Source organism: Phaeobacter sp. JH20_08 (genome assembly GCF_048056635.1).
In the GTDB taxonomy this organism is placed as follows: domain Bacteria; phylum Pseudomonadota; class Alphaproteobacteria; order Rhodobacterales; family Rhodobacteraceae; genus Phaeobacter; species Phaeobacter bryozoorum.
Map to the genome: position 1 here is coordinate 517,671 of NZ_JAYMVV010000011.1, position 12,026 is coordinate 529,696.

The window sequence follows — 12,026 nt, forward strand, 5'->3', positions numbered from 1 at the left end:
GACGCAGCGCGGGGCGTTAGACGCCCCGACGCGATACGCTGGCGGTTACACAGGCAGTTACACGGGCGAAATCAACGGCCGACCAGCAAGGAAGGCGGCGACATTGTCCAGCGCCAGATGTCCCATGGCGCTGCGCACCTCCTCGGTGGCGGTGCCCAGATGCGGCAGCAGCGTGACCTGCTCCATCTGCCGCAGGGCCTCCGGCACCTCCGGCTCGAATTCATAGACATCCAGACCTCCCCCGCCGAGCGCGCCCGCCTGAAGGGCGGCGATCAGCGCCGCCTCATCCACCACCTCACCGCGCGAGATATTGATCAGCAGGGCATGAGGGCGCATCGCCGCCAGAACCTCCGCGCTGATCAAATGCCGCGTCTCCGCACCGCCGGGCACTGCAAGCACCAGCACATCCACCTGAGCCGCCAGAGCGGTCAGGCTATCCGCGCGCGACACCGGGAAGCCGGGTGATTTGTCGCTGCGCGCCAGATAGCTGACCGACATGCCAAAGCCGAAGTGACAGCGCCGCGCGATGGCCTCACCGATGCGGCCAAAGCCGACGATGCCCACATGTTTGCCTGTCAGATGCATCCCCAGCATCTGGGTGGGATGCCAGCCCTGCCAATCGCCGGAGCGGACCAGACGTTCGCCCTCGCCGGCACGGCGGGCGGTCATCAGCATCAACGTCAGCGCAATATCAGCGGTCGCATCGGTAACGGCGCCGGGGGTGTTGCTGACCACGATCCCGGCCCGGCGCGCGGCCGCCACGTCGATATGATTGAAGCCGACGCCGAAATTGGCCAGCAACCTGCACCGTGGCTGCGGCACGGCGGCAAAACTGCCTGCGTCGAACTGGTCCCCCAGGGTCGGCAGGACGATGTCGAAATCACGCAGCGCACGCTGGCGCTCATCGGCGTTCAAAGGGCTGGTCTGCTGGCGGATCTCGACATCGAATTCCGCCCGCGCACGCGCCTCAACCGCGGCTGTCATTGGCCGGGTAATCCAGAGTTTGCCGCTCAATGCATCCGCCCTCCCAATGGGACCGGTCCATCCGGACCAATCAGAACAATCTCTCCGGTGGCATCCGGCAGCCCCAGCACCAGCACTTCGGACATGAACTTGCCAATCTGGCGGGGCGGGAAATTCACCACGGCCATCACCTGTTTGCCCAGCAGCGTTTCCGCCGTGTAATGGGCCGTCACCTGCGCCGAGGTTTTCTTGATGCCGATGTCATCGCCGAAATCCACCCACATCTTGATCGCGGGTTTGCGAGCCTCGGGGTAGTCCTCGGCGCGCACCACCTCGCCCACGCGCACATCGACCTTGAGAAATTCGTCAAAACTGATGTCAGCCACGGGACAGCTCCCTCGACCGGTTGGTGGCTGCCGCCACGGCGCGGCGCAGCAACGGCGGAAAGCCGTCGGTCTCATCCATCAGCACCTCCAGCGCGGCCTGGGTCGTGCCATTGGGGCTGGTGACATTGACCCGCAGCTGCGCTGGCGTTTCCTCGGAGGCTTCTGCCAGGGCACCGGCCCCTGCGACGGTGGCCTTGGCCAGCTGCATCGCCAGATCGGCAGGCAGCCCCTCAGCCTCGCCAGCGGCGGCAAGGGTTTCGATCAGATGGAAAACATAGGCCGGGCCGGAGCCGCTGACGCCTGTGACCGCATCCATCTGCGCCTCGCTCTGCAATCGGACGGTCTGGCCGATGGCCTGTAACAGCGCATCGGCGCGATTTATATCCGCCTCGGTCGCGCGCATGTTGCCGATGAGCGCGGTAATGCCACGCCCGACGGCGGCAGGTGTATTCGGCATGGCGCGCACGATCGGCGTCTGCGCCCCCAGAAGCGATTCATAGGTGGCGATCGAGGTTCCGGCAGCAACCGAGATAAACAGCGTCTCGCCATTGCCCAGCTGTTGCAGCTGCGGCAGCGCCTCTCCCATCATCTGGGGTTTGACTGCAATCAGCACGATCCCCGGCGCCCGGTCACCGGCCTCTGGCAAGGGCGCATTGAGATGCACACCAGTCTGGCGCAGCCAGTCGGAAGGATTGGGATCAATCACCCAGACGGTATCCGGGTCAACACCCCGGTCAAGCCATCCGGCCAGCATTGCCGACCCCATCTTGCCGCAGCCCAAGAGCGCGATGCCCCGCGCTGCGATCTGTGATACCTGCATCTTTCCCCTCCCCTAATCGGATCTCCGGCACCATGCAGCGCCGGTTCGGGGAAAGGTTTACGCGCGCCCGTAAGCCTCTGCAATGGCGACCTGAAGCGCGTCGCGCGGCGACTGTCCGCCCCAGACCATCAGCTGGATTGCCGGGTAGTAGCGCTCGCAATTGGCGACAGCGGAGTTGATCAGCGTGTCGATCTGCTCCGGGCTTGCCACCTGTCCGCCGGTCAATACCAGCCCATAGCGATACAGCATCAGCTTGTGATCGGGCCAGAAGGTAAAGCCACCGGCCCAGCACTGATCATTCATCTCGTTGATCAGCTCGTAGAGCCGCGGCAGCTGTTCCTTCGGCGGCTCCATCTCAAAGCTGCATACCATCCGCAGGGTTTCTTCATAGCCGGACCACGCCAATGTCAGCGAATAGGTGCGCCACTGGCCTTCCACCGCCATGGCGATCTGATCGTCGCCTATGCGGTCAAAGTCCCAATCGTGGTCCGAGGCCAAGTGTTCGACGATGTCGATAGGGTGAATTTCGTCTTCCAGAAAATGTTCGGAAAGAGCCATGTTGCCACCTCTCTGATCTCTAGCAAAAGAGATGCGGGGCACCCCCAATTGCTAGCGGCCTGCTCAATAAGGAGAGGGATTTACCCGTCCTCCTACCAGATATGGTGGAGGCACCAAGGCCGTCTGGCAACCCTTTATTTGGGGATAACTGCAATAAGTTGTGGACGAAAGGCGATGACCCTCAAAATATCGTGACAGTGCTGTGAAGAGAGGCAGCTGCGGGATCCTGCTGCGCCGGGTGGGAGTCTGCGACGCGGGCTTGGTCGCAAAAATGGCGCGCCACCCGGACCGGGCCGCACGCCAGCAAATGTTGCAGATCGGATATTTCAGCGCCGGGCGGCGGGCTGTGCCTGCCGCTCAGCCCTGGAACCGGATCACGCGGATTTATCCGCTTCCAGCGCGTCGAGCCGGGCCTTCAGCGCTTCGTTTTCTTCACGCGCCTTCTGGGCCATGGCGCGCACGGCGTCGAACTCCTCGCGGGTCACGAAATCGCGATCGGCCAGCCAACGGTCGATCAGCCCCTTCATGGCGGTCTCTGCCTCTTCCCGCGCGCCATGGGCCACACCCATCGCGTTGGTCATCAGCTGGGAAATATCATCCATGATCTTGTTGCGCGTCTGCATTGTCTTCTCCATGTCTGCCTTGACCCCTATATGGTCATCAACACCGGCGGCGGCAAGCCGTTGACACCGCAGCCCCCGCAAAGGCATTGACGGCACATGCACGCATTCATCCTCCAATTCCCCGATCTGACCCCGGAAATCTTCACAATTGAGCTGTTCGGCAGCCAATTCGCGCTGCGCTGGTACGCGCTGGCCTATATCGTCGGGATTGTCATCGCCTGGCGGCTGGCGGTCGCGGCGCTGCGGCGCCCCGCGCTCTGGCCCCACGCACAGCCCCCGATGAAACCGCAACAGGTCGAAGATCTGCTCACCTGGATCATCCTCGGCGTCATTCTGGGCGGACGGCTTGGCTATGTGCTGTTCTATCAGCCCGGCTACTACCTTCAGAACCCGGCCGAGATCCTGCGCATCTGGCAGGGGGGCATGGCCTTTCATGGCGGTCTCCTGGGGGTGATCATTGCCACCTGGATTTATGCGCTGCGCCACCGGATCCCGCGCCTTCAGATCGCTGATCTGGTGGCACATACGGTGCCGCCGGGCCTCTTGCTGGGCCGACTTGCCAACTTCAACAACGCCGAGCTCTGGGGGCGGGCAACCGATCTGCCCTGGGGGGTCGCCTTTCCCGGGCGCGCGGCGCAGTCCTGCGGGCAGGCACTGGGGGAGATCTGTGCGCGCCACCCGTCCCAGCTCTATGAGGCGCTGCTGGAAGGGCTGATCCTTGGTGCGGTGCTCTTGTGGCTGGTCTACCGGCGCGCGGCGCTGACCCACCCAGGCCGGGTGACCGGCGTGTTTCTGGCAGGCTATGGCGCGGCGCGCTTCGCGGTTGAATTCATGCGCCAGCCCGACGCCCAATTCGTAACCGCAGAGAACCCCTTGGGGCTGGCCTGGCATATCGGCGGCTACGGTCTGACCATGGGACAGCTGCTGTCGCTGCCGATGATCGCCATCGGCCTCATTCTGGTGCTGCGCAGCCGACGCATGGCGGTGATTCCGGCATGAGCCTGAGCGACCATATCACTGCCCGCATCCGTGCCGAGGGGCCGATTTCGGTCGCGGATTACATGGCCGAGGCGCTGCTGCATCCAAGCTATGGCTATTACACCACCCGCGACCCGCTGGGGGCCAAGGGGGATTTCACCACAGCCCCGGAAATCAGCCAGATGTTCGGAGAGCTGATCGGACTGGCGCTGGCACAATGCTGGCTGGATCAGGGCCAACCTCAGCGGTTCACATTGGCCGAACTGGGTCCCGGTCGCGGCACGCTGATGGCTGATCTGCTGCGCGCCACGAAAGGCGTGCCCGGGTTTCACGCCGCCATGCAGATTGCCCTGCTGGAGGCCTCCCCCACCCTGCGCGCCCGTCAGGCGAGGCAACTGGCAGGCCATGACCCGGTCTGGTACCCGAATATCGCCGAGCTGCCCGAGCAACCGCTGTTTCTAATCGCAAATGAGTTCTTTGATGCGCTGCCGGTGCGGCAATTTCTGCGCGATGGCGATGGCTGGCGCGAAAAATCAGTGGGTCTTCAGGATGGCACGCTCAGCTTTGGCCTTGGCGCGGTGGCGCCACAGCCCGCGCTGGCGCATCGCCTCGAGGACACCCGCGACGGTGATCTGGTCGAGCTGTGTGAAGCCGCGCAACCGATGGTTCAGACCATCGCCACCCGGATCGCCCGCTACGGCGGAACCGCGCTTATTGTCGATTACGGCGATTGGCGTTCGCTGGGGGATACGTTGCAGGCCCTGCGCGCCCATGCGCCAAGCGATCCGCTGAAGGATCCGGGCAGCGCCGATCTGACCACCCATGTCGATTTCGAAGCGCTTGCACTGGCTGCGAAATCTGCGGGCTGTGCCTATAGTCGGCTGACCCCGCAAGGCGTGTTTCTGGAGCGTCTGGGCATCACCGATCGGGCACAGGCGCTGGCGGCGCGGCTAAACGGCGACGCGCTGCAATCTCTGATTGCGGCGCATCGACGGTTGACGCATCCTGAGGAAATGGGAAACCTGTTCAAGATACTGGGGATTTTCCCCGAAGAGACCGCACCCCCACCGGGATTGAACGCATGACGCTGGAAATTCTCATCTCCGAGCTGCTCAATGGCACCAAACACGGCTTCTTTACCCGTCGCGGCGGGGCCTCTTCGGGTATTTTTGCCGGATTGAATTGCGGGCTTGGCTCGTCGGATCAGCGCGAAGCGGTGCAGATCAACCGGATGCGCGTCGCCGCAGCGATGGAGGCATCGCCCGAGGCGCTTGGCCGGGTGAATCAGGTGCATTCCGCCAATGTCCTGACCATCTCCGATCCCCGGCAGGACAATATTCAGGGCGATATTCAGGCTGATGCCATGGTCACCAATGTGCCCGGCGTGGTGCTGTCGATCCTGACCGCCGACTGCCAGCCGGTTCTGTTTCACGACCCGGAGGCCAATGTGGTCGGCGCAGCTCATGCCGGGTGGCGCGGCACGCTTGATGGCGTGCTGGAGGCCACATTGGACGCGATGGAACAGCTGGGCGCGCGGCGGCAGGCCACCCGCGCGGTTATCGGCCCGTCGATCTCGCAGCGCGCCTATGAGGTCGGCCCTGAGTTCTTTGACGACTTCATGATGCAGGATCCGGAAAACGCACGGTTCTTTGCCAATGGCGAGGGCGATCGCTACCTCTTTGATCTGCCCTCCCTGGGTCTGCACAAACTGCGCAGCGCCGGAGTGGCCGAGGCCGCATGGACCGGACATTGCACTTACTCCGACCCGGAACGGTTCTATTCCTTCCGCCGCGCGACCCATCACAAAGAGGTCGACTACGGGCGCCTGATCTCCTGCATTCGCCTGTAGGCGCCGCGACCTGCAATTCGCGGCCCAATGTGACCACCGAAGCGCGCCCGCGCGGGGGCTGAGTGCGCGCGGATCACTGCGGCGTTCCTGTGATTTCCACAGATCGGCCACATTCCCGGCGCATTGGCAGGCGACAAAAGACGGGACTAAAGCGCGGGCCGCAGAATGCTGCCCCGCTCCTACAGGAGACGCCTCATGAAACCAAAATCGCGCTTCATCAAATCCATTGTAGCTGCCGCCAAGACCGAAGAGGTGCGCCTACCCTGGACGCGTGGCGCCACCCGGCAGATCGCGATTGAGCGGCGTCGCGAGACTCTCCGGCGCCCGGCCCAGGCCAAGAGCGCCTGAGATCATTGAAGAGGCGTCCCTGCAATCTCGACGGCCCCCTCTCACGACGGGGCCGGGAATACCCGCCTGACACCGTCCACCGGTGATCACCTCCGGCGGCGGCCTCTGCCCAAGACAGGACCGCCGCATTTACCTGCCCGATTGGGCGCATTGCCCCGGACCGCGCGTATTGCGACCGGGGCGCCCGACAGGGACCAAGCGATTCCGGCGCGCCTTCTGCTCATCGCGCTGCCGGGGTTGATGCAAGTACAGTCATGAGAGAGGCACGTTCGCCATGACCATACCCCAGTCGCTGCGACGCGCAGCTGCCAATGCGGTCGAAGCCAATGCTCTGCTACAGGACCCTGCTGCCCAGCGCGGCGGGACCCGGCCACAGCTGCGCCGTTACGATGTCTGTAGCCTGCTGCCAAACGGCCAGATCGCCGAGACACGCCATGTCGCACCGTCGCTGCCATTGTTCGAAGACGCCTTTACCGCCTTTTGCCGCGGATCCCTGATCGAGACCACGCAGGGGCCCATTGCAATCGAGGATCTGCTGCCGGGCGATGAGCTGATCACCTTTGATGGCGATCCCCTCCCCCTGTTGTGGAAAGGCAGCACCAGCCTTGTCCCATCGCGCAGCGGGCAGCACGGTCGCAGCCACCGGCTGACCAGCTTTACCGCCGATAGCCTTGGCGAGGCAAAGCCGATGTCGACGGTTGTCGCAGGCCCCGCCGCGCGGCTGTTGCAACGGGCACCTCTGCCGGGGATCAAGCTGGACAATGCCGCCTCGCTGGTTCCGGTGCAGCAATATCATGACGGGATGAGTATTTTCGAAACCGCGCCCCCGACCGCCGTGGACCTCTTTCATCTGTGCCTGCCGCGCCATGCGGCGATCAGTGTCGGCGGTCTGCCGTTCGAAACCTATCACCCCGGCCCGGAGGCCCTGAAACTGGTGAGCCACGCCATCCGCACGCTCTATCTGAACCTGTTTTCGCATGTCGAATCGATCGCAGGCTTCGGCCCGCTGGCCTATCCCCGGATCCTGCTGCAAGATCCCGATATGAATTAAGCCGGGTCCGCCGACCGCTGCGGCGGTCGCCCCAAACGAAAAAAGCGCCCGCATTGCGAGGCGCTTTTTCTGATCAGACTGGCCTGACCGATTTCTGCGAGGCTCTGCCCCTCAGGCTTCGCGCGCGAGCCGTTGCTCCAGCACATCAAAGGGAACGCCGGGTTCGTCCTTGGCCCCCCGGATCACCAGCGACGTCTTGACGCTGGCCACATTCGGCGTCGTCAGCAGATCGCCGGTCAGAAAGCTCTGGAAGGTGCTGAGATCGGGCGCGACGCATTTCAGGATGAAATCCACCTCGCCGTTCAGCATGTGGCACTCGCGCACCAGCGGCCAGTCGCGGCATTTCGCTTCAAAGGCGCTCAGCTCGGCCTCGGCCTGGCTTTCCAGCCCCACCATGGCAAAGACCTGCACCTCGAACCCCAGTTCGCGTGCGTTGACCTCGGCATGGTATCCGCGGATCAGCCCGGCCTCCTCAAGCGAGCGCACCCGGCGCAGGCACGGCGGTGCGGAAATACCCACACGCTTGGCCAGTTCAACATTGGTCATACGACCGTCGGCCTGTAACTCCGACAAAATCTTGCGATCAATCGGATCAAGGCGTGTTGTGACCATCTGGAAGCTCCTGTTGAATTTTCCGTTTGTTATACCAGCATCCGTAGCGCACGCAATATTATTTCAGACGCGCGCAACAATATTTGCCGTTGATAAGATGAGACCTCAGCATCTTAGCCCAGGCATCAAAACCGGGGGCATCCGACATCGCTGAAGCCGGGGCTTTAAGACATCGCCGGGTGCAGTTATATGCATTGCCTGACGGCGGCAAGACCGCCCTTTCATCGACTGGGGAAATGAGATGAGCGACACGCGCCACACCAAGGTTCTGATCATCGGGTCCGGCCCGGCAGGCTACACCGCCGGCGTCTACGCCAGCCGCGCCATGCTGGAGCCGATTCTGGTTCAGGGCATTGAGCCGGGCGGCCAGCTGACCACGACTACCGAGGTAGAGAACTGGCCTGGCGACACCGAGGTTCAGGGCCCGGATCTGATGGTGCGGATGCAGGAGCACGCCAAGACGATGGGCTGCGAGATCATCGGGGACATCATCACCGATCTCGACACCACCTCGCGCCCATTCGTGGCCAAGGGTGACAGCGGCACCGTCTACACCGCCGATGCGGTCATTCTGGCAACCGGCGCGCGCGCCAAATGGCTCGGCCTGCCGTCCGAGGAGAAGTTCAAGGGCTTTGGCGTCTCCGCCTGCGCGACCTGCGATGGTTTCTTCTATCGCGGCCAGGAGATTGTGGTGATCGGTGGCGGCAATACCGCTGTGGAAGAGGCGCTGTTCCTGACCAATTTTGCCTCCAAGGTGACGCTGATCCACCGCCGCGACGAGCTGCGCGCAGAGAAAATCCTGCAAGACCGCCTGATGAAGAACGAGAAGATTGAGCCGCTGTGGTTTCACCAGCTGGAAGAGGTGATCGGCACCGAGAACCCGCTGGGCGTCGAGGGCGTGCGGGTGAAGAACGTGAAGACCGGCGAAATCACCGAAATCTCCTGCAAGGGCGTCTTTGTCGCCATCGGCCATGCGCCTGCCAATGAATTGGTCAAGGACGTGCTGGAAACCCACAATGGCGGCTATGTGAAGGTAACGCCCGGCACCACCGAAACCTCCATCCCCGGCATTTTTGCCGCTGGTGACCTGACCGATCACAAATATCGTCAGGCGGTGACCTCCGCCGGCATGGGCTGCATGGCGGCGCTGGATGCCGAACGCTTCCTCGCAGAGCAGGAGTGAGCGCGGTGGCGCATGATTTCGACACCCAGAAGGCCGAGACATTCTCGGCCTTCTCCGATTTGCAGGCCGAGGGTGACCTGCCGTTTGAGGCGGATCTTGATCTGTTCTTTGTCGCTGAAGAGGCCAAGGACTGGATGCCCCTTGCCGAGGCACTGGCCGATCTGGGCTTTTATACCCAATGGGCAGAGGCCGAGGGCGATGATCCCGCCACATTGATCGCGACGATGCCCGAACAGATCCTGTCCGCATCAGCGATCTGGATGGTCGAAGAGGTCGCAACCCGGACTGCACTTGACCATGGGTTTCGGCCAGACGGCTGGGGATTTGCCGAGGATTGAGCCCAAGGCAGCCCCGGCTGCCAGACCCCTGTCCCGGCCCGTCGGAGACAACAGACCGCCCGTTCCGCTTGCGTTGCAATAGGGGAACGGCGGTCTTTTTCACGAAACTCAAAAGGGTTTTGACTTTGCTGCGACTGCAAAGCATGACATGTGTTCACCCGTGAACACACTTTGAGTCGACCCGATGCCATCCCGATCCACACCACTCAGCCATGAGGACGAAGACCTGCTCTTTCGTATCCTCAGCCAGCTCGACAAGGCGCCAGACGCCTCGCAGCGGGCGACGGCGACGGCTGTCGGGATATCACTTGGGCGGCTCAATGCACATCTACGCGCAGCCGCAGAAGCCGGTCTTGTCAAGGTCAGCCATCGCGCAGGTCCCGACAAACGTCAACGCTTCGCCTATGCGCTTACCACCCGAGGTGCTGCCGAAAAAATCCGGCTCACCGATCAGTTTCTCGCCCGCAAGTTCGCCGAATACGACGCGCTTCACGCTGAACTCACTGGGACCACCAGTGGCCTCGTCCCCTTCAAGTACAGGACCAAGTTGATGCAGAATAATCTTGCCCCCATCCCGGAGCTTTATGTCTCCTATGACTCCGCCCAAAAGCTGAAGGTCGAGGCCGCAGAGCTGAAGAGCCATGACCTGAGCCCGCGCCAGATCTGCGATCTGGAGCTGCTGATGAACGGCGGCTTCAACCCGCTGAAAGGGTTTCTGAGCGAAGCAGACTACAACGGCGTCGTCGAAAACATGCGCCTTGCGGACGGCACCCTCTGGCCGATGCCGATCACGCTGGATGTGTCCGAGGATTTTGCCGCATCGCTGGAAATCGGCGAAGACATCGCCCTGCGCGATCAGGAAGGTGTCATCCTTGGCACCATGACCGTGACCGATCGCTGGGAGCCGAACAAATCGCGCGAAGCCGAAAAGGTGTTCGGCGCCGATGATGACGCCCATCCGGCGGTCAACTACCTGCATAACACCGCAGGCAAGATCTATCTGGGCGGCCCGGTGACCGGCATCCAGCAGCCCGTCCACTATGATTTCCGCGGACGTCGCGACACTCCGAACGAGCTGCGCGCCTATTTCCGCAAACTGGGCTGGCGCCGCATCGTGGCCTTCCAGACCCGCAACCCGCTGCATCGGGCACATCAGGAACTGACCTTCCGCGCCGCGCGCGAGGCACAGGCCAACCTGCTGATCCACCCGGTTGTCGGCATGACAAAACCGGGCGACGTCGATCATTTCACCCGCGTCCGCTGCTACGAGGCGGTGCTGGACAAGTATCCGGCGGCCACCACATCCATGTCGCTCTTGAACCTGGCAATGCGTATGGCCGGCCCGCGCGAGGCGGTCTGGCACGGGCTGATCCGCAAAAACCACGGCTGCACCCATTTCATCGTTGGTCGCGATCACGCAGGCCCCGGCAAGAACTCCGCCGGTGAAGATTTCTACGGCCCTTATGATGCGCAGGATCTGTTCCGCGAGCATCAGGAAGAAATCGGCATCGAAATGGTCGACTTCAAACACATGGTCTATGTGCAGGAACGCGCCCAATACGAACCCAACGACGAGATTGAAGATCGCGACAATGTCACCATCCTGAACATCTCCGGCACCGAACTGCGCCGTCGCCTGCAAGAAGGCCTGGAGATCCCCGAGTGGTTCTCCTTCCCCGAGGTTGTGAATGAGCTGCGCAAGACCAAGCCGCCACGTTCCAAGCAGGGCTTCACCGTATTCTTCACCGGGTTCTCCGGCTCCGGAAAATCCACCATTGCAAATGCTCTGATGGTCAAGCTGATGGAAATGGGTGGCCGTCCGGTGACGCTGCTCGATGGCGACATCGTGCGGAAAAACCTCAGCTCCGAACTGGGCTTCTCGAAAGAGCACCGCGACCTCAACATCCGCCGCATCGGCTATGTGGCCTCCGAGATCACCAAGAACGGCGGCATCGCCATCTGCGCGCCGATCGCGCCTTATGCCACTACCCGCCGCGCCGTGCGTGAGGATGTGGAGCAGTTCGGTGCTTTCCTGGAGGTGCATGTTGCGACCTCGATCGAGGAATGCGAGCGCCGCGACCGCAAGGGTCTCTACAAGCTGGCTCGTGAAGGAAAGATCAAGGAATTCACAGGGATTTCCGATCCCTATGATGTCCCCGTTGATCCGGAGCTGCGTGTCGAGACCGAGAATGTCGACGTCGACAACTGCGCCCATCAGGTTCTGCTGAAGCTGGAGAACATGGGGCTGATCGCAGGCTGATCCACCCGCAAGACTGACAGAAGGCCGCCCGATCGGGCGGCCTTTTTCGCCTCACGC

14 protein-coding genes are annotated in these 12,026 nt (G+C 62.6%); 8 read left to right on the forward strand and 6 right to left on the reverse strand.

Annotated features, from left to right (window positions below; genetic code table 11):
* Positions 1-57 precede the first annotated feature (57 nt).
* The 5 genes from VWY75_RS12985 to VWY75_RS13005 form a co-directional block, all read right to left on the reverse strand.
* Complete coding sequence (locus VWY75_RS12985; RefSeq protein ID WP_416539130.1) at positions 58-984, reverse strand: 2-hydroxyacid dehydrogenase; 927 nt, start codon at positions 982-984, stop codon at positions 58-60.
* Between the two features lie 26 nt (positions 985-1,010).
* Positions 1,011-1,349 (reverse strand): tRNA-binding protein, encoded by a 339-nt coding sequence (locus VWY75_RS12990; RefSeq protein ID WP_340546213.1) that lies wholly within the window; start codon positions 1,347-1,349, stop codon positions 1,011-1,013.
* Positions 1,342-2,169 carry a pyrroline-5-carboxylate reductase gene (proC, locus tag VWY75_RS12995; protein ID WP_416535013.1) on the reverse strand — a complete coding sequence of 276 codons (828 nt, stop codon included), beginning with the start codon at positions 2,167-2,169 and terminating at the stop codon, positions 1,342-1,344. The genes VWY75_RS12990 and proC overlap by 8 nt, the downstream gene beginning before the upstream one ends.
* A gap of 57 nt (positions 2,170-2,226) precedes the next feature.
* Complete coding sequence (locus tag VWY75_RS13000; protein ID WP_340546215.1) at positions 2,227-2,727, reverse strand: YbjN domain-containing protein; 501 nt, start codon at positions 2,725-2,727, stop codon at positions 2,227-2,229.
* 374 nt (positions 2,728-3,101) lie between these two features.
* Positions 3,102-3,350, reverse strand: coding sequence for an accessory factor UbiK family protein (locus VWY75_RS13005; RefSeq protein ID WP_340546216.1), 249 nt, complete (start codon positions 3,348-3,350; stop codon positions 3,102-3,104).
* Positions 3,351-3,446: 96 nt separating this feature from the next.
* On the opposite strand from VWY75_RS13005, the gene lgt reads away from it, so the two are divergent.
* From lgt to VWY75_RS13030, 5 genes are all read left to right on the forward strand, one after another.
* Positions 3,447-4,349, forward strand: a complete 903-nt coding sequence (lgt, locus tag VWY75_RS13010) for a prolipoprotein diacylglyceryl transferase (RefSeq protein WP_416535012.1) — start codon at positions 3,447-3,449, stop codon at positions 4,347-4,349.
* A complete protein-coding gene (locus VWY75_RS13015; RefSeq protein WP_416539131.1) occupies positions 4,346-5,413 on the forward strand; it encodes a class I SAM-dependent methyltransferase in 1,068 nt (355 codons plus the stop codon). The genes lgt and VWY75_RS13015 overlap by 4 nt, the downstream gene beginning before the upstream one ends.
* Positions 5,410-6,177 (forward strand): peptidoglycan editing factor PgeF, encoded by a 768-nt coding sequence (gene pgeF, locus VWY75_RS13020; protein ID WP_416535010.1) that lies wholly within the window; start codon positions 5,410-5,412, stop codon positions 6,175-6,177. The genes VWY75_RS13015 and pgeF overlap by 4 nt, the downstream gene beginning before the upstream one ends.
* A 195-nt stretch (positions 6,178-6,372) precedes the next feature.
* Positions 6,373-6,525: a hypothetical protein gene (locus VWY75_RS13025; RefSeq protein WP_340546220.1), complete on the forward strand. Its 153-nt coding sequence runs from the start codon at positions 6,373-6,375 to the stop codon at positions 6,523-6,525.
* A gap of 274 nt (positions 6,526-6,799) precedes the next feature.
* The gene (locus VWY75_RS13030) at positions 6,800-7,576 is read left to right on the forward strand and encodes a Hint domain-containing protein (protein ID WP_416535008.1); all 777 of its coding nucleotides are present in this window, start codon (positions 6,800-6,802) and stop codon (positions 7,574-7,576) included.
* A gap of 111 nt (positions 7,577-7,687) precedes the next feature.
* Here the strand turns inward: VWY75_RS13030 and VWY75_RS13035 are convergent, their stop codons facing one another.
* On the reverse strand, positions 7,688-8,188 hold the full coding sequence (locus VWY75_RS13035) for an Lrp/AsnC family transcriptional regulator (protein ID WP_340546222.1): 501 nt from the start codon (positions 8,186-8,188) through the stop codon (positions 7,688-7,690).
* A gap of 241 nt (positions 8,189-8,429) precedes the next feature.
* Here VWY75_RS13035 and trxB point away from each other — a divergent pair, with 241 nt between their 5' ends.
* From trxB to VWY75_RS13050, 3 genes are all read left to right on the forward strand, one after another.
* Positions 8,430-9,371: a thioredoxin-disulfide reductase gene (trxB, locus tag VWY75_RS13040; RefSeq protein WP_416535007.1), complete on the forward strand. Its 942-nt coding sequence runs from the start codon at positions 8,430-8,432 to the stop codon at positions 9,369-9,371.
* Positions 9,372-9,376: 5 nt separating this feature from the next.
* On the forward strand, positions 9,377-9,709 hold the full coding sequence (locus VWY75_RS13045) for a ribonuclease E inhibitor RraB (protein WP_416539132.1): 333 nt from the start codon (positions 9,377-9,379) through the stop codon (positions 9,707-9,709).
* Between the two features lie 184 nt (positions 9,710-9,893).
* A complete protein-coding gene (locus tag VWY75_RS13050) occupies positions 9,894-11,969 on the forward strand; it encodes a bifunctional sulfate adenylyltransferase/adenylylsulfate kinase (RefSeq protein ID WP_340546225.1) in 2,076 nt (691 codons plus the stop codon).
* Positions 11,970-12,026: the final 57 nt, after the last annotated feature.